At 70.2% G+C, this 22,743-nt stretch carries 22 protein-coding genes and 2 pseudogenes; all 24 read left to right on the top strand.

Going from position 1 to position 22,743, the window contains the following annotated elements; translation table 11 throughout:
• Positions 1-3 precede the first annotated feature (3 nt).
• The 24 genes and pseudogenes from fliJ (at position 4) to I8J32_RS12625 (ending at position 22,721) form a co-directional block, all read left to right on the top strand.
• Complete coding sequence (gene fliJ, locus I8J32_RS12740; protein ID WP_200612773.1) at positions 4-459, top strand: flagellar export protein FliJ; 456 nt, start codon at positions 4-6, stop codon at positions 457-459.
• Positions 459-1,457, top strand: coding sequence for a flagellar hook-length control protein FliK (locus I8J32_RS12735; protein WP_207526603.1), 999 nt, complete (start codon positions 459-461; stop codon positions 1,455-1,457). Before fliJ ends, I8J32_RS12735 begins: the two co-directional genes overlap by 1 nt.
• A gap of 362 nt (positions 1,458-1,819) precedes the next feature.
• A complete protein-coding gene (locus tag I8J32_RS12730; RefSeq protein WP_200612767.1) occupies positions 1,820-2,317 on the top strand; it encodes a flagellar basal body-associated FliL family protein in 498 nt (165 codons plus the stop codon).
• Positions 2,317-3,327, top strand: a complete 1,011-nt coding sequence (gene fliM / locus I8J32_RS12725; protein WP_200612764.1) for a flagellar motor switch protein FliM — start codon at positions 2,317-2,319, stop codon at positions 3,325-3,327. Before I8J32_RS12730 ends, fliM begins: the two co-directional genes overlap by 1 nt.
• A complete protein-coding gene (gene fliN / locus I8J32_RS12720; protein WP_200612761.1) occupies positions 3,324-3,659 on the top strand; it encodes a flagellar motor switch protein FliN in 336 nt (111 codons plus the stop codon). The genes fliM and fliN overlap by 4 nt, the downstream gene beginning before the upstream one ends.
• Before the next feature lie 428 nt (positions 3,660-4,087).
• On the top strand, positions 4,088-4,426 hold the full coding sequence (gene fliO / locus I8J32_RS18110) for a flagellar biosynthetic protein FliO (protein WP_407061028.1): 339 nt from the start codon (positions 4,088-4,090) through the stop codon (positions 4,424-4,426).
• A complete protein-coding gene (gene fliP, locus I8J32_RS12710; RefSeq protein WP_200612757.1) occupies positions 4,423-5,268 on the top strand; it encodes a flagellar type III secretion system pore protein FliP in 846 nt (281 codons plus the stop codon). Before fliO ends, fliP begins: the two co-directional genes overlap by 4 nt.
• 10 nt (positions 5,269-5,278) lie before the next feature.
• On the top strand, positions 5,279-5,548 hold the full coding sequence (locus I8J32_RS12705) for a flagellar biosynthetic protein FliQ (RefSeq protein ID WP_200612755.1): 270 nt from the start codon (positions 5,279-5,281) through the stop codon (positions 5,546-5,548).
• A gap of 184 nt (positions 5,549-5,732) precedes the next feature.
• Entirely contained in the window at positions 5,733-6,521 is a 789-nt protein-coding gene (gene fliR, locus I8J32_RS12700) for a flagellar biosynthetic protein FliR (RefSeq protein WP_200612753.1), read from the top strand.
• A gap of 10 nt (positions 6,522-6,531) precedes the next feature.
• Entirely contained in the window at positions 6,532-7,680 is a 1,149-nt protein-coding gene (flhB, locus tag I8J32_RS12695) for a flagellar biosynthesis protein FlhB (RefSeq protein WP_200612751.1), read from the top strand.
• Positions 7,677-9,786, top strand: a pseudogene (gene flhA / locus I8J32_RS12690) (flagellar biosynthesis protein FlhA). The gene flhB and the pseudogene flhA overlap by 4 nt, the downstream one beginning before the upstream one ends.
• Before the next feature lie 320 nt (positions 9,787-10,106).
• Positions 10,107-11,885 carry a flagellar biosynthesis protein FlhF gene (locus I8J32_RS12685; protein WP_207526602.1) on the top strand — a complete coding sequence of 593 codons (1,779 nt, stop codon included), beginning with the start codon at positions 10,107-10,109 and terminating at the stop codon, positions 11,883-11,885.
• Between the two features lie 28 nt (positions 11,886-11,913).
• The gene (locus tag I8J32_RS12680; protein ID WP_200613186.1) at positions 11,914-12,774 is read left to right on the top strand and encodes a MinD/ParA family protein; all 861 of its coding nucleotides are present in this window, start codon (positions 11,914-11,916) and stop codon (positions 12,772-12,774) included.
• Positions 12,771-13,532 (top strand): RNA polymerase sigma factor FliA, encoded by a 762-nt coding sequence (locus tag I8J32_RS12675; RefSeq protein ID WP_200612747.1) that lies wholly within the window; start codon positions 12,771-12,773, stop codon positions 13,530-13,532. Before I8J32_RS12680 ends, I8J32_RS12675 begins: the two co-directional genes overlap by 4 nt.
• 55 nt (positions 13,533-13,587) lie before the next feature.
• Positions 13,588-13,980, top strand: a complete 393-nt coding sequence (cheY, locus tag I8J32_RS12670) for a chemotaxis response regulator CheY (protein WP_200612744.1) — start codon at positions 13,588-13,590, stop codon at positions 13,978-13,980.
• Positions 13,977-14,615, top strand: a complete 639-nt coding sequence (locus I8J32_RS12665; RefSeq protein ID WP_245156330.1) for a protein phosphatase CheZ — start codon at positions 13,977-13,979, stop codon at positions 14,613-14,615. The genes cheY and I8J32_RS12665 overlap by 4 nt, the downstream gene beginning before the upstream one ends.
• Before the next feature lie 4 nt (positions 14,616-14,619).
• A complete protein-coding gene (locus tag I8J32_RS12660; protein ID WP_200612740.1) occupies positions 14,620-16,410 on the top strand; it encodes a chemotaxis protein CheA in 1,791 nt (596 codons plus the stop codon).
• Positions 16,411-16,472: 62 nt separating this feature from the next.
• Positions 16,473-17,213: a flagellar motor protein gene (locus I8J32_RS12655; protein WP_200612737.1), complete on the top strand. Its 741-nt coding sequence runs from the start codon at positions 16,473-16,475 to the stop codon at positions 17,211-17,213.
• 7 nt (positions 17,214-17,220) lie between these two features.
• On the top strand, positions 17,221-18,345 hold the full coding sequence (gene motD, locus I8J32_RS12650) for a flagellar motor protein MotD (RefSeq protein ID WP_200612735.1): 1,125 nt from the start codon (positions 17,221-17,223) through the stop codon (positions 18,343-18,345).
• 1 nt (position 18,346) lies between these two features.
• Entirely contained in the window at positions 18,347-19,120 is a 774-nt protein-coding gene (locus I8J32_RS12645; protein ID WP_200612732.1) for a ParA family protein, read from the top strand.
• Complete coding sequence (locus I8J32_RS12640; protein ID WP_200612730.1) at positions 19,117-19,800, top strand: chemotaxis protein CheW; 684 nt, start codon at positions 19,117-19,119, stop codon at positions 19,798-19,800. Before I8J32_RS12645 ends, I8J32_RS12640 begins: the two co-directional genes overlap by 4 nt.
• Positions 19,801-19,900: 100 nt before the next feature.
• Complete coding sequence (locus I8J32_RS12635) at positions 19,901-20,191, top strand: STAS domain-containing protein (protein WP_200612727.1); 291 nt, start codon at positions 19,901-19,903, stop codon at positions 20,189-20,191.
• Positions 20,188-20,553, top strand: coding sequence for a response regulator (locus I8J32_RS12630; RefSeq protein ID WP_200612724.1), 366 nt, complete (start codon positions 20,188-20,190; stop codon positions 20,551-20,553). Before I8J32_RS12635 ends, I8J32_RS12630 begins: the two co-directional genes overlap by 4 nt.
• Before the next feature lie 114 nt (positions 20,554-20,667).
• Positions 20,668-22,721: pseudogene (locus I8J32_RS12625) on the top strand (chemotaxis protein CheW).
• Positions 22,722-22,743 lie beyond the last annotated feature (22 nt).

The following is a 22,743-nucleotide window of genomic DNA, read 5'->3' as shown; positions in this document are numbered from 1 at the left end:
CCGATGCGTTCGCGACGTCTCGATCCCCTGCTCAAGGTGGTGCAGCAGCGCCAGGACACCGCCGCCCGCGAGGTGGCCGAGCGCGACCGCCAGCTGGCCGAGCAGCAGGAGCGGCTGGAAGCGCTGCGCCGCTACGCCGAGGAATACGCCGCCGCGCCGGTTGCCACGACGACGCCCGCGCTGCTGGTGAACCGCCTGGCCTTCCGCGAGCGGCTGAACGCGGCCGTCGTGCAGCAGGCCGGCATCGTCGACCACAACCGCCAGCTCAGCGACGTGGAACGCATGCGCCTGATGCTGGCCAGCCGCGAGACCAAGGTGCTGGAGCAGTTGTCCGACAGCTACAAGGCCCGCGAGACGCGCGAGGCCGACCAGCGCGTCCAGCGCGAGCTCGACGACCTCGGTGCGCGCAGGCGCGGGCCGGAACTCACCGGCACCGCCGACAAGGAACCGACGCCGTGATGGCCGGCAATGCCACGCTGCCGGGTGCTCCCGCCGCCGTGCCGGCGCCGCCCCGTCCCGCCGGTCCGGCCGCGTCGGCCCAGGGTGAGGCGGCCGCGCCAACAAACGCCGCGCCCGCCCACGCTCCCGCGACCGGTCTGAAAGGCATGGCCCGCCCGGATGCGCCCGCCAACGCAGCGCCCGACGGCAGCGCCTTCGACGCCTTGCTTGCGCCTCCGGCGCAGGGACTTCCGCCCGCGGCCGCACCCACCGTGGCGGCACCAGAACCCCCGACATCCGAAGCGGCGCCGGCAGCGGCGACGCCCGAACAGTTGCTGGCCCTGCTGGCCGGCGCATGGGCCCTGCCCGCGGCCGCGGTTCCCGCAGCGGCCGTTCCCGCGACCGCGTCTGGCGCAACGCCAGGCGCGGGCAGCGCAGCGACCTCACCGGGTCCCGTGGCGGCCACCACGGCAGGCCAAACGGGCGCGTTCGACGCACCGTTTCTGCCGACGCTGACTCTGACGGCGGCGGGACCGGCTTCGGACGTCGGGGCGGCAACGGTCCTCGGCACCCTGCCCGCCGGCGCGACGGAGACGGGCCTGGTAGATGCCGGCACGGCGACGTCGGGCAGCAGTGACGCCGCCTCGGCATTCGACGGATTCCTGTCCGGCGTCGGCGGGACGGCGGCGCCCTCGCCCGCACGCGAAGCGACCGCGGTGTCTGCCCCATTGCCCGTGCCCGCCGATCCCGACGCCGGCTTCGAAGACGGATTCGGCGCCCGCATCGCCTGGATGGCCGAGCAGCGCCTGGGCCAGGCGCAGATCCGCCTCAATCCCGAACACCTCGGCCCGATCGAAGTGAGCCTGCAACTGGATGGCTCGCGCGTGGATGCCCAGTTCCACAGCACCCACGTCGAAGTCCGGGCCGCTCTGGAAGCCAGCGTACCGCGACTGCGCGAACTGCTAGGCCAGCACGGCCTCCAGCTGGGGCAGGCGGACGTTGGGCAACGGCAATCCTAGGGAGCGCCCTCCGGCCAGGCGGCAGCCTTCCGGACCGACGGCTCCGATCCGCATGGCGAGCGCGAGGACATCGCGGGTACAGCGGCCGCCAGCGCGATCCATCGGCGCGGCCTGCTCGACGAGTACGCCTGAGGCCGGCGGGGCGCGGTCAACAACCGCGTCGTGACGATCACGCCGCCGAACATCGCGCCGCCTGGATCGGTGGGGTCCCGGATCGTACTGTCCTGGAGCAGTCCGAATCGCGCGGTCCAGCGCCGTCAAGCAACCGGCGCTCCCCGCTTCAGTTTCACGTCAAAACCCCGGCGGGTCTGCAGGCACGCGGCTTGCACTGATCCGGCATCGCCCCGCCGGAGTGCCCGTACGTGTCCTCGACCGCTGAAGCCACCGCCAAGACCACGCCGAAAAAAAAGGGGCGCAAGCTGCTGTGGGTCATCGTCACGGTCTGCGTCCTCGGCGGCGCGGGCGGCGGCGGCTGGTGGTGGTGGCAGGCGCGGCAGAACGCCACGCATGCCGTGCAGAAGAAGGCCGGTCCCGTCCGTTCGCCAGCGCAATATTTCGCGCTGGAGCCGGCGTTCGTGGTCAATCTGACCGACGACGACTCCGTCCGCTACCTGCAGGCCGACGTCCAGCTGGTGACCCGCGACGCCGATACCCGCACCGCGCTCGAGCAGCACGCACCGGCGATCCGCAACCGGCTGCTGCTGCTGTTCGGACAGCAGTCGAGCGCGCAGCTGGGCCAGCGCAGCGGCAAGGAGCGGCTGCAGGCCAGCGCGCTGACCGAAGTGCGGCAGGTGCTGCGGCAGGAAGCGGCCGCCGACAAGATCGAAGCGGTCATCTTCACCAGCCTGGTGACGCAGTGATGATGGGCGCCGACCTCCTCTCGCAGGACGAGATCGATGCCCTGCTCCACGGCGTCGACAGCGGTGCGGTGGAGACCGAACCGCCGCCGGCGCCGGGCGAGGCACGCCAGTACGACTTCGCCAGCCAGGACCGCATCGTCCGGGGCAAGCTGCCCACGCTGGAGATGATCAACGAACGTTTCGCCCGCACCTGGCGTATCGGTCTGTTCAACCTGCTGCGCCGCTCGGCCGACCTGTCCGTGCGCGGCATCGACTTGGTCCGTTTCGGCGAGTACATGCACTCGCTGCAGGTCCCCACCAACCTCAACCTGGTGAAGATGAAGCCGCTGCGCGGCACGGCGCTGGTGACCTACGAACCGCGCCTGGTCTTCACCGTGGTCGACAACTTCTTCGGCGGCGCGGGCAAGTACCCGGCCAAGATCGAGGGGCGCGAGTTCACGCCGACCGAGATGCGGGTGATCCAGCTGCTGCTCAAGCAGACCTTCTCCGACCTGGTGGAGGCCTGGGCCCCGGTGATGCCGGTCGAATTCGAATACCTGAATTCCGAGATCAACCCGCACTTCGCCAACATCATCAGTCCGCGCGACTACATCGTCGTCAGCCGCTTCCACGTCGAACTGGAAGGCGGCGGCGGCGAGCTGCACGTGGCCATTCCCTACGCGATGCTCGAACCCATCCGCGAGCAGCTCGACGCCGGCGTGCAGAGCGACCGCATCGAGAAGGACGAGAGCTGGACGCGGGCCATGCGGGTGCAGCTGCAGGACGCGGAAGTCGAGGTCAGCTCGGCGATCGCGCGGCGGCAGATCAGCCTGCGCGAACTGTCCAACCTGCGCGTGGGCGACATCATCCCGATCGACCTGCTGCCCGTCGTGCAGGTGCAGGTCGAGCAGATGCCGATGTTCGCCGGCGAGTTCGGCACCCACAACGGCCGCAATGCCATCAAGGTCACGCAGGTCAACGCTGCGCGCACCTCCACTTCTTCCTTCGAATCCCTGACGGCGATCCCATGAACGCATCCGACTCTGCCGCGGCCCGCGCCGCCTTCGATCCGCTGACCGCCGATGCCATGGGCCCCGGGGGCGACCTCAACTTGGACGTTATCCTGGACGTACCGGTGTCGCTCTCGCTGGAGGTCGGCCGGGCGCGCATCCCGATCCGCAACCTGCTGCAGCTCAACCAGGGCTCGGTGGTCGAACTCGATCGCGCCGCCGGCGAGCCGCTGGACGTGTACGTCAACGGCACCCTCATCGCCCAGGGCGAAGTGGTGGTGGTCAACGACCGCTTCGGCGTTCGCCTGACCGACGTGGTGAGCCCGGCCGAGCGGATCAAGAGGCTGCGATGAGCGCACACGCTTCACGCGCGCAGGTGCTCGCGGCCGCATTGCCGGTGCAGCCGCCGGCGGACCTGTCGGCCGGCACCGCGCCGGTCTCCACCACGGTCACGGGCCTGCAGGCAGTTGTCGCGGGCAGTGCAGCCGCACAGGGTGCCGATTCGAACGGTGCCGATTCGAACGGTGCCGGTTCAAAGAGTGCCGACTCAGAGAGTGCCGATTCAAAGCGAGCCGAATTGCAGACCGCCGACCTGCAGCCCGCCGCACCCGCGTCGGCCCGGGTGACGGCCGCGGAGGCCTTTGCCACCCAGGCGCCCGCCGAGGGCGAGCAGGCCACGACCGCCAAGCAGGACAAGGTCCTCGCCACCACGACGACGCAGGCCCCTGCTGTCGCGGGCCGTCCCGGCACCGTCGCCACCGTCGCCAAATCTTCCACGCCGGTGCAGTCGCCGGCCACGGCTGGCAGCATCGGCGGCGCCGTGCTCGCGCTGGTGCTGGTCGTCGGCCTGATCCTCGCGCTCGGCTGGATCGCCAGGCGCCTGCCCGGCTTCCGCGGCGCGGGCAACACCAACGCGCTGCGGGTCGTGAGCTCGCTCTCGCTGGGCCCGCGCGAACGCGTGGTCGTCGTCGCCGTCGGCGAGACCCAGCTGCTCATCGGCGTGGGCGCCGGTGGCATGCGCACGCTGCATACGCTCGAACAGCCCCTGCCCACACCGGCTCCGGCGGCCACTCCCGCCTTCGCCCAACTGCTGGCGCAGCACTTCGGAAAGAAAGCATGACTTCGCGGCTATCAACCCTTCGCCGCTGGGCCACCCGCGTGCTGCTGGCCGCGGCGCTGACGGTTACCACCGGGGCCGCGTTCGCGCAGGCCACGGCGCCGGCCGCTCCGCGGGCGCCCCTCGCGCAGGCGACCACGCCGGCTGCGCCCGATGCCGCGACGCCTTCGCAGCCGCTGCCTTCGGTCAAGGTCGGCCAGGTCGGCGGCCAGCCAGTGAGCATGCCGCTGCAGGTGCTCGCCCTGATGACGGGCATCACCTTCCTGCCGGCCGCGCTGCTCGGGCTGACCGCATTCACGCGCATCATCATCGTGCTCGGCCTGCTGCGGCAGGCACTGGGCACCGGCCAGACACCGGGCAACCAGGTGCTGCTGGCGCTGGCGCTGTTCCTCACATCGATGATCATGATGCCGGTGTTCGACCAGTCATGGGCGCAGGGCATCGCGCCATATCTCGACGATCAGATCGACTTCAAGACGGCGTGGTCACTCGCGTCCGAGCCGTTTCGTGGCTTCATGCTCGCCCAGGTCCGGCAGAACGACCTGATGACCTTCGCCGGGCTTTCGCACACCGGCCCGTACGCGACGCCGCAGGACGTGCCCTTCGGCGTGCTCGCCGCGTCGTTCCTCACCAGCGAACTCAAGACCGCGTTCGAAATCGCATTCCTGATCTACATCCCCTTCGTGATCATCGACCTGGTCGTGGCCAGCGTCCTGATGTCGATGGGCATGATGATGCTCTCGCCGATGCTGGTGTCCGCGCCGTTCAAGATCCTGCTGTTCGTGCTCGTCGACGGCTGGGTCCTGGTCGTGGGCTCGCTGGCCGCCAGCTTCAATCCGGTCTAGGGGCGCAACGATGACTCCTGAAGTCGCCCTGGGCGAAATCGCGCGCGGCCTGCAACTGGCCCTCACGCTCGGCGCACCGCCGCTGCTGGCGGTGCTGGCGGTGGGCGTGATCGTCGGCATCCTGCAGGCCGCCACGCAGATCAATGAACCCACCATCGCCTTCGTGGTGAAGGCCATCACGCTGATCGCCACGCTGGCGCTGACCGGGCATTTCCTGCTGGGCCGGCTGGTGAGTTTCACCGCCGAACTGTTCCAGCGCATTCCGCACCTGATCGGCTGAGCCGCGCCCCGCGGGGGCCCCACTTCCCGACATCCCCGCGCACGCGGGGATTCAGTGACTCTGCTCACCCAGCCCTTCGCGAAAGTCGCCTGGACGACCAGCGCGACCAATTTGCGGCAATGAGGGTTGATCGCGCCGCACGCGCCCGCCTTCTCTGGCACAGCGGTTGCAGGACGAACGCAGCATGGACACCGTCACCCTCACCACCGCCAGCGGCGTCGACCTGTTCGCGATGCTGGGCACCGTGCTCTGGTACGCCCTGCGCATCGGCGCGGCCGTGCAGGTGCTGCCGGTGATGGGCGGGCAGACGATGCCGGCAAGGGCGCGGCTGATCCTGACCCTGGCGCTGTCGGCCGCGATGTCCACCGTGCTGCCCGCGCCACCGCCGATGGGTGTCGATGCGGCCACCGTGCTGGGCGTGGTGCGCGAATTCACCGTCGGCATCTCGATCGGCCTGATGCTGCGGTTGGCTTTCGAAGCAGGCCAGCTGGCCGGTGAACTCGTTTCGCAGGGCATGGGGCTGTCGTTCGCCACGCTGGCCGATCCGCTCAGCGGCGCATCGTCGCCGGTGCTGTCGCAATGGTTCTACCTGGTGTTCGGCCTGCTGTTCTTCACCCTCGACGGGCACCTGGCCCTGGTCGAACTGCTGGCCGGCAGCTACGGCGGTGTGCCGGTCGGTGCCGCCCTGCCCGATCCGCTGGCGCTGCTGGGCGCCGTGCCGGCGTTCTTTGGTCACTGCCTGCGTGCCGGCGTCCTGCTGGCGCTGCCGGTGATGATGGCGCTGCTGGCGGTGAACATCGCCTTCGGCGTACTCGCGCGCGCCGCCTCGCAACTCAATCCGATCGCCATCGGCCTGCCGGTCGCCCTGCTCGTCGGACTCGTCCTGCTTTGCCTGCTGGCCACTGAACTACAGGGACCCGTGCAGGGCCTGTTCGACGACGCCTTCTCCGCCGCCCGCGGCCTGACGGGCTGAGGAACGCCAGATGAGCGCCGAAGACCAGGAAGACCGCACCGAAGCCCCATCAGAAAAACGATTGCGCGAGGCGCGCGAACGCGGCGACGTCCCGCGTTCGCGTGAACTGGCCAACGTGGCGGTACTGGGCTGCGCCGTGATCGCGCTCAAGGCCACCGCCAGTAATCTCGGCGATGCTTCGCGCGGCTGGATGCGCGACGCGCTGAGCTTCGACCGCGCCCTGCTGGATGCACCAGACCGCCTGATCCCGCACGCCGCGTCCCTGATGGGCGGCCTGGTGCGGCCGATGCTGCCGCTGGTGTTCGCCGCTCTGGCGGCGTGCGTGCTGGCACCGATGGTGATGGGCGGGTTGCGTTTTGCCGGCAAGTCGCTGACCCCGGATTTCAACCGCCTCAACCCCGGTCGCGGCCTGGCGCGCATGTACGGCAAGGAAAGCCTGGCCGAACTGCTGCGCTCGCTGCTGCGCGTGCTGCTGATCGGCGGCATCGGCGCCTGGGTGGTGCATCGCGCCTTCACCTCGTTGCTGGCGATGCCGGGTGCCTCGCTCGAAGCCGCCGTGGCGCAGGGCGTCGACCTCACCCTGTGGGCATTGCTGGCTATGGTCGGCGCGCTCGGCGCGCTGGCGGCGATCGATGTGCCCTGGCAGCACTTCCAGTACCGCAGCAAGCTGAAGATGACCAAGCAGGAGCTGCGCGACGAGGCCAAGGAACAGGAGGGCAACCCGGAAGTGAAGGCCCGCGTGCGCCAGGTGGCCCGCGAGATGTCGCGCCGCCGGATGATGGAAGCGGTGCCGACCGCCGACGTGGTCGTGATGAACCCGACCCACTACGCGGTGGCCCTCAAATACACGGCGGGCAAGACCCGCGCCCCGGTCGTGGTGGCCAAGGGCGTCGACGAACTGGCGCTGGCCATCCGCGCCGCCGCGCAGCAGCACCGCGTGGCCGTGATCGAGGCGCCGCCGCTGGCACGCGCCTTGTATAGGCAGGCCAAGGTCGACCAGGAAATCCCGGTGAAACTCTACGCCGCCGTCGCGCAAGTGCTGTCCTACGTGTACCAGCTGCGTGCCTGGGTGCCGGGGCGCGGCCCCATGCCGAACCTGGCCGACATCGACGTCGGCGCCGAGGGCGCGCCCGACCCCGTCAACAAGCCGACGCCATGAGCACCGCCGGAGGCCTGACTCCGGGCAGGTCGGCGCCGGGCCCGATGACGCCCGGCCGCATCGCCTCGAACCTTCGCAACGGGGCCGCCGCGCCCCTGGTCATGCTGGCCATGCTGGCCATGGTGATGGTGCCGCTGGCGCCGATCGTCCTGGACGGGCTGTTCACCATCAACATCGCGCTGTCGCTGGTGGTGATGCTGGCGGTGGTGTACGTGCGCCGGCCGCTGGAATTCTCCATCTTCCCCAGCGTGCTGCTGATGGTGACGCTGCTGCGACTGGCGCTGAACGTCGCCTCCACCCGCGTGGTGCTGCTGCACGGTCACGAAGGCCCCGGCGCGGCCGGCCACGTGATCGAATCGTTCGGCCAGTTCGTGATTGGCGGCAGCTACGCCGTCGGCATCGTCGTGTTCGCGATCCTGACCATCGTCAATTTCGTCGTCGTCACCAAGGGCGCCGGCCGCATCTCCGAAGTATCGGCCCGCTTCATCCTCGACGCCCTGCCCGGCAAGCAGATGGCGATCGACGCCGACCTCAACGCCGGCCTGCTGACCCGCGAGGACGCCAAGGCCCGCCGCCAGGAAGTGCGCGACGAGGCTGACTTCTACGGCTCCATGGACGGCGCCAGCAAGTTCGTCCGCGGCGACGCCGTCGCCGGCATCCTGATCCTGGTGATCAACATGGTCGGTGGCATGCTCATCGGCATGCTCCAGCACGACATGTCGTTCGGCGATGCCGTGAAGACCTACACCATGCTCGCAATCGGCGACGGCCTGGTCGCGCAGCTGCCGGCGCTGCTGATCGCCACCGCCGTGGCGATGCTGGTGACCCGCTCCACCGGCGAGCAGGAAATGGGTGCGGCGGTTTCCAAGCAGGTGTTCGGCCATCAGCGCGCGCTCACCGTCGCCGCCGTCCTGCTGGGCCTGATCGGCATCGTGCCGGGCATGCCGAATCTTCCCTTCCTGATCCTCGCCGCGGTCCTGGGATACGCGGCGTGGCAGCTGCGCAAGCGCGCGCTCCAGGCCGAACAACCGGGCGAGACGACTACCGAGGCAGGCGGGGTCGAATCGACCGCCGTTGCGGAACTGGGCTGGGACGAGATCCGCCCCGTGGATCCGCTGGCACTGGAAGTGGGCTATCGCCTCATCGCGCTCGTCGACAAGGCGCAGGGTGGACAGCTGCTGCCGCGCCTGAAGGGCGTGCGCCGCAAGCTGACCCAGGATCTGGGCTTCCTGATTCCGGCCGTGCACGTGCGCGACAACCTGGAGCTGGCGCCGAACCAGTATCGCGTTCTCGTCCACGGCGTGCCGATCGCCAGCGGCGAGTTGCACGCCGACCGCGAGCTGGCACTCGACCCGGGCCGCGTCTTCGGCCAGCTCGAGGGCATCCCCGGCAAGGATCCGGCCTTCGGCCTGGATGCCGTGTGGATCATGCCCACGCAGCGCGCCCACGCCGAATCGCTGGGCTACACCGTGGTCGACGCGGCCACGGTCGTGGCCACGCACCTGTCCCACCTGGTGCGCGAACGCGCCACCGAACTGCTGGGCCACGAGGAAGTGCAGCATCTGCTGTCGGCCCTTGGACGCAGCGCACCCAAGCTCGTCGAGGATTTGACACCCAAGCTGCTGCCGCTGTCGGTCGTGGTGAAGGTGCTGCAGACCCTGTTGGCCGAGCGCGTGCCTGTCCGGCAGATGCGCCAGATCGTGGAAGCGCTGCTGGAACACGGCACGCATTCGCAGGACCCGGCCCTGCTCACCGCCGCGGTGCGTACCGCACTGGGCCGCTTCATCGTCCAGGAACTCAACGGCCTGGCCGACGAGCTTCCCGTCTTCACCCTGGCACCGGCGCTGGAACGGGTGTTGCAGGACTCCGTCAGTGGCCAGGGGTGCCGCGCTGGAACCCGGACTCGCCGAGCGTCTTCACCAGAACCTCAACGAGTGCGTGACCCGCCAGGAGAGCCGCGGCGAACCCGCGGTGCTGCTGGTCCCCGGCGGGATCCGTGCCTCCATCGCCCGCCTGGTCCGCCACAGCATTCCGTCGCTGTCGGTCCTGGCCTACGGCGAGGTGCCGGAGGACAAGCGGTTGCGGGTAGTGGGGGCGATCGGGTGAGGCGGGAGCAGCAATGAAAGAGCGGGAAAGGGAAACAGGGAACGAAAGTCCATGCGCGTCGGAGAAGTACTGATGACACCAGGCCATTGCAATCGAAGGCGAAGCCCATCACGGGCTGACGCCACCCACTTCCCCCATTCCCCATCCCCGCTTTTCGTTCCCGCCTCCTGAGTCCACCGCCATGCGAATCAAACGCTTCCTCGCCCCCGACATGCGCACCGCGCTGCGCATGGTCCGCGACGAGCAGGGCCCCGATGCGGTGATCCTGTCCAACCGCGCCACGGCCAACGGCATCGAGGTGGTCGCCGCCACGGACTACGATGAATCCTTTGATGTCGCAGGCGCTGCGCGCCGCGGCCCCGGGGATCGAACCCTTGCCCGCACCGGTCGTGCGCGTTGCGGCGACCGCGGCGCCTGCACCGATTGCGGCGACGGCCGCCGCTGCGAACGACGCGCCTGTCGCGGTCGCACGCCACACCGCGCCCGCTGCCCATGCGCAGACGCTGTCTGCCGCACTGAACACTCCGACGCAACACCAGCCCGCGCCGGTTGCCCTCGCCGCGGAACGCGCCGAGCCGGCCCGCGAGTCGCTGATCTCCCGCGCCCGCGCCATCTTCCGTATCGGCGACGCGCCGAACCCGTCCGACGGTCCGACGCTGGCCGAACTGGTGACCACGGCTGAGCCGCGTGCGCATTCGGCGATGGTGGCACCCGTTGCCGCGCCGGTTGCCCCGCCGATCGCACGCACGCTGGACATCCGCGTGGACGATGCGGTCGACATCGATGAGACGCTGGCGCATGGCGAGCAACTGGCCGAAGCCGCGCCGACGAGCGAGGCCGACACGGACCTGCCGCAGGCCGCGCCGACGGCTGCCGCCGCGCCTGCAGTCCAGCCTGAAGCCGACTTCGAATCCCTGATCGCGGCCTTCGGCGTGCCCGCCGTCACGCCCGCGTCCCCGGCCACGGCCGCCCCGATGCAGACCGCGCCGGTCGATCGCACCGCACCGGCGGCCAGCGCCAGCGAGGAACCGGCGCCTGCGACCTCGCCCTACGCGCAAACCAGCGACGCCGACTACCTGATCGCGCTGTCCTCGCCCTGCCCGACGCCCGTCGCCAATGCCGAGTCCTTCGCGGCGCCGCGCACGCTGCAGGTCGTTCCGGCCGCGCGCGTCGAAACGCCCGACCCGACCATCATCGCGATGCGCGACGAGCTCGCCTCGATGCGCGCACTGATGGAAAAGCAGATGGAATCCCTCTCGCTGGAGCGCCTGCGCGGCTCACCGGCCCGCGCGGCCGTGCTGGACGCGCTGCTGGGCTTCGGATGCGACGACGCGCTCGCGCAATCGATTGCGGCCAGCATCGATCCGCGCCTGGCCGGCCGCGAACTCCAGGCCGCGATGGCCGCGCAGTTTGCCCAGGCCATGCCGGTGCTGCGCGCCGAGCCGATCGAGGACGGCGGCGTGATCGCGCTGGTCGGACCGACCGGCGCCGGCAAGACCACGACCGCGGCCAAGCTCGCCGCCCGCTTCGCCGCACGTCACCGCGCCCGCGACGTCGCACTGGTGAGCATCGACCGTGAACGCACCGGCGCGCGCGAACAACTGCACGCCTACGGCCGTCGGCATGGCGTGACCGTCTGCGATGCCGAGAGCAGCGACGAACTGGGCCAGGCACTGGACCAGCTGGTCGACTATCCGCTGGTGCTGGTGGACACCACCGGTTACGGCGTCCGCGACCGCGCGCTGCTGCGCCAGATCCTCTGGCTGCGCTCGTCCAGCCGCCTGCGCAGCCTGCTGGTGCTGCCGGCCAATGCCAATCCGCACGACCTGGGCGAGATTGCCCGGCGCTATCGCCCCGCCGCACCGGTGGGCGTGGTGCTGACCAAGCTGGACGAAACCGGCCGCGCCGGCGCCGCGCTGTCGGTGCTGGCCCAGCAGGGCCTGCCGCTGGCCTACACCAGCGCCGGCCAGCAGCTCCCGCACGACCTGCAGGCCGCCGACGCCGCGGCCCTGGCGCCCCCGTTGGCGTCCCCACTGGAGAAAACCACCCGTGCTGCCGTTAACCCCCTGGCCACCGAGGATCGCCATGCGTTCGCCTGATTCCAACCCGTCCCTTCCGGCCGCCCCGATGGGCGCGGGCGACGGCGCGAGCGCCGTTCCCACCGTGATCGCCGTCGCCAGCGGCAAGGGCGGCGTCGGCAAGACTTCGGTCTCGATCAACCTGGCCGCCTCGCTGGTCAACGCCGGCCAGCGCACGTTGCTGCTGGACACCGACATGGGCCTGGCCAACGTCGACGTGATGCTGGGCCTGGCGCCGCGCTTCACTCTGGCCGACGTCTTCGCCGGCCGCTGCGAACTGCAGGACACCATCCTGCAGGGGCCCAACGGCCTGTTGATCGTGCCCGCCGCATCGGGCAAGCGCCACATGACCGAACTGCTGCCACAACAGCACGTCGGCCTGGTGCACGCGTTCTCCCAGCTCGAGGTCCCGCTGGACGTGATGGTGGTCGACAACGCCGCCGGCATCGCCGATGGCGTGCTGACCTTCTGCCAGGCCGCGCAGGACGTCGTGGTGGTGGTGTGCGACGAACCGGCCTCGGTCACCGACGCCTACGCGCTGATCAAGGTGCTCAGCCGCGAGCGCGGCGTGACCCGCGTGCAGGTGCTGGCCAACCAGGTGCAGAACCCGATCGAGGGCCGCCAGCTGTTCGAGAAGCTCGAACGCGTCACCTCGCGCTTCCTCGATGTCACCCTCAACTACCTGGGGGCCATTCCGCGCGACGAATGGCTGCGCCGCGCGATCCAGCGCCAGGAAGCCGTCGTCGACGCCTTCCCGTCGAGCCCCTCTGCGCTGGCCTTCCGCGACATCGCGCGCCGCGCCCGCCAGTGGCAGTCGCCGCCGGGCGCCCGCGGCCACGTGGAGTTCTTCCTCGAGCGCCTGGTCGCCCGGGCGACCGCCGCCACCTCCGCAAGGAGTGCCGCCGCATGAACGTCGCCGCCGCTGCCCAGTACCGCGCCCACCAGCATGGCTCCGCGCACGACATCGTCGAGCGTCATTCCGAACTGGTGCGCCGCATCGCCCATCACCTGGCCGCTCGGCTTCCGGCCAGCGTGGAGATCGACGACCTGATCCAGGCCGGCATGCTGGGCCTGATCGATGCCGCCCGTAATTTCCAGGCCGACCAGGGCGCCGCCTTCGAAACCTACGCCTCCATCCGCATCCGCGGCGCCATGATCGACGAGATCCGGCGCGGCGACTGGGTGCCGCGCTCGGTCCACCGGCGCTACCGCGACATGGTCGCTGCCACGCGCGAGATCGAGCAGCGCACGGGCCAGTCCGCCACCGCCAAGCAGGTCGCCGCCGCGCTCAACGTGACGCTCGACGAGTACCACCGCATGGTCGAGGACGCCGCCCGCGGCCAGCTGATCAGCCTGGACGCGCAGATGGAGGAACACGACGGCGAACCCCGGCTGGCGGTCGCCGCCACGGCCACGCCGGCGCGCGCGTTCGAGAATGACGCGTTCCGCAAGGCCCTGGGCGCCTCCATCAACGACCTGCCCGAACGCGAGCGCCTGGTGTTGTCGCTGTACTACGAGCAGGAACTGAACCTGCGCGAGATCGGCGCGGTGCTGTCGGTGAGCGAGTCGCGCGTATGCCAGATCCACGGCCAGGCCATGGTGCGCCTGCGCGCCCGCCTGGGCGAATGGCGTGCCGACCACGCCGACGAAGACGACGACCTGCCCTGACCGGCCGCGCTTGCCCTCCCCTTCATTTCCCCAAGACCTTCCCGCCGAGACCCGCATGGAAAAGAACATCCGCATCCTGATCGTCGACGACTTCTCGACCATGCGACGCATCGTCAAGAACCTGCTCAACGACCTGGGCTTCTTCAACACCGCCGAGGCGGACGACGGCTCCACCGCGCTGGTCGAACTGCGCAAGGGCCCCTTCGACCTGGTGATCACCGACTGGAACATGCCCGGCATGGCCGGCATCGACCTGCTCAAGGCGATCCGTGCCGAGGCCGGCCTGTCGAAGATCCCGGTACTGATGGTCACCGCGGAAGCCAAGCGCGAGCAGATCATCGAAGCGGCGCAGGCCGGGGTGAACGGCTACGTCATCAAGCCCTTCACCGCTGCCACGCTCGGCGACAAGCTGGGCAAGATCTTCGAACGCCTCGGGGCCGCCGCGTGAATGCCGCCGCGTCCCTGTCCGGCCCGAGCGGCGAGCGCCAGGCCCTCATCGCCTGCCTGCACGCGGCCCTGGATGCACTGGAGAAGGACGACCACGCCACCTGGCGCGCGAATGTCGACGAACTGATCTCATGGCGCACGCAGCCGCTCGTGCAGGGCATGGCCCGGCTGGCGCGCGAACTGGAAGCGGCGCTGGGCGGCACCGCCGGCGCGAGCGGTGGTTCGCTGCCCGAAGCCTGCGCGCGCCTGGAGCATGTCGTGCAGATGAGCGAAGACGCCAGCCACCACACCCTGGACCTGATCCAGGAGTGCGCCGTCCTGGTGGGAACGCTCAACGCATCGGGCCACGACGAGGCCACTGCGGCCACGATCGCCGCGATCCGCGGGCGCCTGTCGGAGATGACCGCCGCACAGGGCTGCCAGGACCTCACCGGCCAGATCATCCGCCGCGTCGTCGACCTGGTACGGGCCGTGCATGCGGGCCTGGGCGGGATGGCGGAGGAACACGAAGCGCCGATCCAGGTGGCCGACCCCGGGCTTGCGCGCCGCGGCTTCGGCCCGTCGCTGCGCGGGCTGGATGAACCGGCCGCCACCCAGGACGACGCCAACCAGCTGCTTTCCTCACTGGGACTGTAACCAGATGTCCGCCGTCGCCTCCGATATCTGCGCCGACTTCCTGATCGAGGCGCGCGAGATCCTCGACCAGCTGGGCGAACAGATGGTCGTGCTCGAGCGCGACCCGTTCGACCGCGACGGCCTCAATGCCGTGTTCCGCGGCTTCCACACCATCAAGGGTGGCGCCGGCTTCCTCGACCTCGCGCCGATGGTGCAGATCTGCCATGCCGCCGAGGACCGGCTCGACGCTGCACGCAGCGGCGCCGCGCCGCTCGACGCAGTCGCCTTCGATGGCGCGCAGCAGGCCATCGACCTGCTGGTGGACATGCTGCAGGCCGTCGCCGCCGGGATGTCGCCGGCGCAAGCCCCGGCCGAGGTGCTGGCGGCATTGCGCGCGGGGATGTCGCCGCACGCCTCCGCGGCACCTGCTCCCCAGGCGGCGATTGCGCAGTTTGCCGCCGGCGACGGCATCGACGATCTCGATTTCGAGGCACTGCTGGACAGCCTGCACGGTGCCGGCGCGGTGCCAGGCCCGGTCGCGGTCGACGCGACACCGGTGGTGCCCGCCCCGGCACCCGCCGCGCGCACGATGCCCGCCCGACCTGCGGCGCCGGCCGAGTCCTCGGATCACACCGTCCGCGTCGACGTGCGCCGCCTGGACGCGATGGTGAACCTGGTCGGTGAACTCGTGCTCGCACGCAATCGGCTGAAGACGATCCGCCCGCGCCTGCGCGACGACGACCTCGACCGTGCCGTGGCCAGCCTCGATGTGGCTACCTCGCGACTGCAGTCGGCGGTGATGACCGCGCGCATGCAGCCGGTAGGACGCGTCTTCGCCCGCTTCCCCAAGCTCGCGCGCGACGTGGCGCGCCAACTGAAGAAGAACGTCGAACTGGAAGTGGTCGGCGCCGATACCGAGCTCGACCGCAACCTGGTCGAAGCCCTGGCCGATCCGCTGGTGCACCTGGTGCGCAACGCCATCGACCACGGCATCGAGATGCCCGACGCCCGCCGCCGCGCCGGCAAGCCCGAGCAGGGCCGCGTCCGCCTGAGCGCGCAGCAGGAAGGCGACCACGTCGCGATCGAAGTGCGCGACGACGGCGCCGGCATCGACCCGGAAAAGATCCGTCGCCTCGCGGTCGACAAGGGACTGATCACGGCCGACGCCGCGGCCCGCCTGTCCGGCGAGGAATGCCTGCAGCTGATCTTCCTGCCCGGTTTCTCGACCCGCGACGAAGTCAGCGACCTGTCCGGCCGCGGCGTCGGCATGGACGTGGTGCAGTCAAAGATCCGCGAACTCTCCGGCCTGGTCCAGATCCATTCGGAAATCGGCAGCGGCAGCCGCTTCGCCATCAGGGTGCCGCTCACGCTCGCGATCCTGCCCACCCTGCTGGTGGAAATCGACGACGACGTCTATGCGCTGCCGCTGGTGCGCGTGGTCGAAGTGCTCTCGCACGCTCCCGGCCCTCCGTTGTTCATCGACGGCCAGCCGATGCTGGACCTGCGCCAGGAACCGCTCCCCCTGCTGACCCTGCGCGGCTGGCTGGGCCTGGATCCGGCGCCCCTGTCGGTGTGCACCAGCGTGGTGCTGCAGTCCGGCGAACAGCGCTACTGCCTGGCGGTCGACCGCGTGCGCGGACGCGAGGAAGTCGTGATCAAGGCCCTGCCCTCCACCCTGCGCGGACTGCCGGGCTACGCCGGCGCCAGCCTGGTCGGCGACGGCCGCATGGCCCTGATCCTGGACGTCGACGCGCTGCTGCGCACGGGCCTGCGCGACGGGGTCCACGGTCCCGGCCGCCTGGAGCGCGCGCGATGAGCACCCGCGCCGACCGGGCGATGACCGGTTCAAGTAAACCTTCACCGGACCGATAAGAAATCATGGATCGACTCAGTGTCATCGGCGCCATCCTGGCCGTGGTCGCGCTGCTGGTAGGCAGCGTGCTCAAGGGCGCGGGCCTGTCCGCGCTCTGGTCGCCGGCCGCGTTCGTGATCGTGATCTGCGGCACGGTGGCAGCGATCCTGTTGCAGACCCCCGCGGCCACCTTCAAGCGGGCGATGAAGATCGCCCGCTGGGTGTTTCGCCCGCCTTCGCAGGACCGGCACGCGCTGATCGCGCGCCTGGTGGGCTGGAGTACCGTCGCCCGCAAGCAGGGCCTGCTCGGCCTGGAGGCCGAAGTGCAGGCGCAGCAGGATCCGTTCCTGCGCAAGGGTCTGCAGATGGTCGTCGACGGCGTGGAACCCGAGGCGATCCGGCAGATGCTCGAGATCGACATGCACGGCCAGAGTTCGCGCGACCTGGCCGCGGCCAAGGTGTTCGAAGGCATGGGCATCTATTCACCCACGCTGGGCATCATCGGCGCCGTGCTGGGCCTGATCGCGGTGATGAAGAACCTGGCCGACCCCAGCAAGCTCGGCCACGGCATCGCCGCGGCGTTCACCGCCACCATCTACGGCATCGGCGCGGCCAACCTGGCGCTGCTGCCGATGGCATCCAAGCTCAAGGGCCTGGTCCACCACCAGACCGAGGAGCGCGAGATGATCGTCGAAGGGCTGATCGCCATCGCCCAGGGCGAGAACCCGCGCAACATCGAAGCCCGTCTCAACGGCTACGTGCACTGAGGCGCACATGGCCCGCCGGCACCAGCACGAAGAACATGCCAACCACGAGGCCTGGGCGATTCCCTATGGCGACCTGGTGACGCTGCTGCTCGCCTTCTTCGTCGTGATGTACGCCATCTCCTCGGTCAATGAAGGCAAGTACCGCGTCATGGCCGACGCGCTCAACTCGGCCTTCGGCGGCCCGCCCCGCACCATCGCGCCCGTCCGCCTGGGCCAGACGCAGCTGCAGGGGTCCAACTTCGACCGCCCCTCCATGCAGACCGCCGCCGCCAAGACGGGCCCGGCCGCCGTGAGCCCGGTCAGCGTCGTGCGCGTGCGCCAGGTGCTGGACATGCCGACGTTCGGGCGGCACGCCGGCGCGAAGGCCGCGGCCGGCGAGCCTGGCCAGTCCGGCAAGGCAGGTGAAACCCTGCGCGCCCGCGAACGCCAGCTCAACTCGCTGGGCCGACAGATCCAGCAGGCACTGAGCGAACTGGTCCGCAAGAACCTGGTGACCGTGCGGCGCGGCCACAACTTCCTCGAAGTCGAGATCCAGAGCGACATCCTGTTCGCCAGTGGTTCGGCCCTGCCCAGTCCGGTGGCCACGTCCACCGTCCGCAAACTGGCAGGCGTCCTGCGCGGCGAAGCCAATGCGGTGCGGGTCGAGGGTTATACCGACGACCGCCCCATCCGCACGGCGCTGTTCGAGTCGAACTGGGAGCTGTCCGCGGCGCGCGCGGTCAGTGTCGTGCACGTGATGACCGAAGAAGGTGTCGCGCCCAAGCGCCTGGCCGTCGTCGGCTACGGCGAACACCAGCCGGTGGCCGACAACCTGACCGAAGCCGGCCGCAACGCCAACCGCCGGGTGCTGCTGGTGATCCTGGCCGCACCCGAGGGGCCCGATGCCGTCCCCGAAGGGGGCCCGACACTCGCGTTGGTACCGGACGCCGCGCCGACCGTGGCACAGGCGACCGGCGTCAATCCGACGGGTGCTGTGGTCCTTGTTCCATCGCTACCGGATTCGGCGCCTGCGCCGGTCCATTCCCCCTCCACTTCCGCCGCGCGCAAGGCGCAGCCTCGTGCCGGCCATGCGCCGTCGCAGGATGCCGGCTTGGCCGACTCGCGCGCGGCACCGCAACCGGGAGCCGGCTGACATGCAGGCCTGGGCCATCGCCAACCAGAAAGGCGGCGTCGGCAAGACGACGACCACACTTTTCCTCGCCCGCGGTCTGGCGATGGCCGGACATCGCGTGCTGCTGGTGGACCTGGATCCCCACGCCTCGCTGACCCGCGCCTTCGGCGTGCCGGGCGATCCGCCGCCAGCGGGCACGCATGACCTGTTCGGCAGCAGTGGTGCCACGCTTTCGTCACTGGCGCGCGGCACGTCGATCGACGGCCTCAAGCTGGTGGCTGCGCAGCCGGCCCTGGCCACGCTGGAACGCCGCGGGGCGACGCAGCCCGGGCTGGGCCTGTCGCTCGGCCGCGCGCTGCACGCCGTACACCCCGCCTTCGACTACGTACTGCTCGATTGCCCGCCCACGCTCGGCCTGCTGATGATCAACGCGCTGGCCGCGGCCGACCGGCTGGTAGTGCCCACCCAGACCGACCAGCTCGCGCTGCACGGGCTGGCCGACATGCTGCGCACCGCGCAGATGGTGGAACGCTCGCGCCGTCGTCCGCTCCCCAGCTACGTGCTGCCCACGCTCTACGACCGACGGACGCGGTCGGGCATCCACAACCTCGATTTGCTGCACGACCGCTACGAAGGCCGCGTGTGGCCGGCCGCGGTGCCGGTGGACACGCGTCTGCGTGATGCGAACGCCCTCACCCAGGCAGCGCCGATCACCGGACGTGGCGCCGACGCCTACCGGCGCGCCCTGGCCTGGCTGCTGGCGCAGTCCGATGCCGCCCAGAGGCAGGCCGCATGAACAGCACCGGCTCGCTGACCGTGATCGACGATTACCTGGACGCCCTGATCGGTGACGGCGAGCTGCAGGTCGAGCCGGTCCTGCGGGACCCGCCGCGCGAGCCCGCCACATGTGACGCCGCCCCGCTGTCGCCCACCGAGCACCCCATCCCCGTGCCTGTGGCGCGCCCGTCGGGCCATTTCGAGCCCGCGCACCCCGCGCCCGCGCCGCACCTGCCCGGGCCCATGCCCGCCGCGCACGGGCCGGTGGGCCGCAATATCGCCGCCTCGCCCGCCGCGCAACGCTGGTTGCGCGTCAGCGTCGACGCGGCGAGCTACGCGGTGGAACTGCTGTGCGTGCAGGAAGTCGTCCGCCTGGCTCCGATCGTCGCCATGCGCGGCGCGCAACGCGCGGTGCTGGGCGTGATGAACCTGCGGGGGCGCATCGTGCCGGTCTTCGACCTGGGCCTGTGGCTCGATACCGGTTGTGTCCACACCGACGAACGCAGCCGGATCGTCGTCATCGAACGCGACGACGAGCTGATCGGCGTCCTGGTCACCGCGGTGGACGACGTGGTCTGGCTGGGCCGCGACCGCATCGAGCCGCCGCTCCCCGGCACCCTTCCCGGCGCCATCCTGGGCGTGGCGCGGGTCGGCGCATGTCCGACGGTACTGCTCGACGCGAATGCCCTGTTCGGATGAGGGCCGCCGTGGCGGGAACGTTCTCCCGCCCACCGTGCAACCCGCTCAAGTCCGCGCCAACCACGCCGTTAAATCCATCGAACACCCTGCGGCCACCGCCATGACCGAGCTTCCGCTGCAATCCGACCTGGGCATCGAACACGTCACCGAACTGCAGGCGTGCCTGCAGCCGCACCTGGAAGACGAAGGCCCGCTGGCTCTGACAGGCGACCGCGTCGAACGCGTGCACGCCGCCGGCCTGCAACTGCTTCATGCCTTCGTGCGCGACCGCGCCGCTCGCGGCCATCAGACCACCGTCACCCTCGCATCAACGATCCTTGCTTCCGCCGCGCGCCAGCTTGGCCTGGCGGTCAGCCTCGGGGTCGATACCCACACCGGAGAGCCCGCTTGAGCGCGCAACTGCTGATCGTCGACGATTCCACCTCCATGCGGCAGATGGTCGCCTTCGCGCTGACCTCCGGTGGGTTCCAGGTGCGCGAGGCCGAGGATGGACAGGCCGCGCTCGAGATAGCCCGCACCCAGCGGTTCGACGCGGTGGTCACCGACGTCAACATGCCGCGCATGGACGGCATCTCGCTCATTCGCGAACTGCGCCAGCTGCCGGCCTACAAGTTCACCCCGCTGCTGATGCTGACCACCGAGTCGGGCGGCGACAAGAAGCTCGAGGGCAAGGCCGCCGGCGCCACCGGCTGGCTGGTCAAGCCCTTCGATCCCGAACAGCTGGTCGCGACGGTCCGCAAGGTCATCGGCTGAGACCAGGAACGACCGGGGCGGGAAACGAGCCGAGGGCAGATTGCCTGCCGGCACGGGCCCACCGCCCTTCCTTGATCTCCGCGCTTTCCACTCCCATCACCCGACCCGGCCCCCATGGACATCACCCGCTTCCACGCTGCGTTCTTCGAGGAAAGCCGCGAAGGCCTGGATGCCATGGAAAGCGGCCTGCTGTCGCTGGAATCAGGCTGCGGCGACCCGGAAACGATCAACGTCATCTTCCGTGCCGCCCATTCGATCAAGGGCGGCGCGGCCACGTTCGGCTTCACTGCGGTCACCGACCTGACGCATCTGCTGGAGACGCTGCTCGACGAAGCCCGCGGCGGCCGCCGGCGCCTGGACGCCAGCGCGATCGGCGCCCTGCTCGTGTCGGTCGACATGCTGCGTTCGCTGCTGCGGGCCTGCGAACACGGCGGCCCGGTCGATCAGGACGCGCTGTCGCATGCGCGGGCCGGACTGGACCGGATGCTGTCCGGGGCCGCACCCGAGCACGCGGCGGTCGCGATCGCATCCACCCCTGCCGACATCGCCGCACCCGTCGACGCTGAAGCCTGCACCGCTGCGACCGCCGCATCTGCGGACTGGCGCATCGCCTTCTCGCCCGCGCCTTCCATGTTCATGAGCGGCAACGACCCGCTGCGCATCCTGCGCGAGCTGGGCAGCCACGGCGAACTGGGCATCACCTGCCCTGGACAAGCGACTGCCGCCGTTCGAGCAGATGGATCCCTACGAGGCCTATCTGGCCTGGGACCTGACCCTGCCGGGCACGGTGCCCCGCGCCGCCATCGACGAAGCCTTCGCCTGGGTGCAGGACGAATGCGAACTGCGCATCGAACTGGACCAGGCCGCTGTCGCGGTCGCGCCTGTGCCCGCCGCGCCGTCGCCGGCACTGCCGGGCGCGGCCATCGGCGCATCAGTGGCCAGCGAGCAGGACGCAGGCGCCACCGGTGGCCGCCGTAGCAGTGACGGCGACAACTCCATCCGCGTGGCGGTGTCGAAAGTCGACGCGCTGATCAACCTGGTCGGCGAACTGGTGATCACCCAGGCCATGCTGCGCCAGCGTTCCGAGCACCCTGGACCCGGTCGCCAACGAAGCCCTGCTGTCGGGGCTGGGCCAACTGGAACGCAACACGCGCGACCTGCAGGAATCGGTGATGGGCGTGCGCATGCTGCCCGTCGAGTTCGCCTTCAGCCGCTTTCCGCGCATGGTGCGCGACCTCGCTTCGCGCCTGGGCAAGCACGTGCGCCTGCGCACCTCGGGCGAAGCCACCGAACTGGACAAGGGCGTCATCGAGAAGATCGTCGATCCGCTGGTGCACCTGGTGCGCAACGCGATCGACCACGGCCTGGAATCGCCCGAGGAACGCCGCGCGGCCGGAAAGGACGAAACCGGCACGATCACCCTCGCGGCGGCCCACCAGGGCGGCCACATCATCATCGAGATCGGCGACGACGGCCGCGGCCTGGACCGCGAGCGCATCCTGCGCAAGGCCGCCGAACGCGCGCTCCCGGTTCCCGAGAACCCCACCGATGCGCAGGTCTGGGACCTGGTGTTCGCGCCGGGCTTCTCCACCGCCGAAGCGCTGACCGACCTGTCCGGGCGCGGCGTTGGCATGGACGTGGTCAAGAAGAACATCACCGCGCTGGGCGGCCAGGTGGAGATCCGCAGCCACAGCGGCCACGGTACGACCGTGTCGATCCGCCTGCCGCTGACCCTGGCCATCGTCGATGGCATGTCGGTGGCGGTGGGCGACGAGGTCTTCATCGTCCCGCTCAACATCGTCGTCGAATCGCTGCAGACGCAGTCGGCCGACGTGCGCACCATCGCCGGCGATGCCCGCGTGTTGCGCGTGCGCGAGGACTACCTGCCGCTGATCAGCCTGGGCGAACAGTTCGGCCTGCCGGCACGTGGCGACGGCGCCACGCGAGACAACCCGATCGCCGTCGTCGTGGAAAGCGATGGCCGCCGGCTGGCGCTGGAGGTCGACGACCTGCTGGGCCAGCACCAGGTGGTCGTAAAGAACCTGGAAAGCAACTACCGCCGCGTGCCGGGCGTTTCCGGCGCCACCATCATGGGCGACGGCCGCGTGGCATTGATCGTCGATGCCGGCGGCCTGTCACAAGCCGCCCGCCTGCCCGCCGCCGCCTGACGCACCCCCGAACACCACGAGA

Source organism: Lysobacter solisilvae, assembly GCF_016613535.2.
In the GTDB taxonomy this organism is placed as follows: Bacteria; Pseudomonadota; Gammaproteobacteria; order Xanthomonadales; family Xanthomonadaceae; genus Agrilutibacter; species Agrilutibacter solisilvae.
The sequence above is the reverse complement of the archived record's forward strand: the minus strand, read 5'-3'. Positions and strand labels throughout refer to the sequence as shown.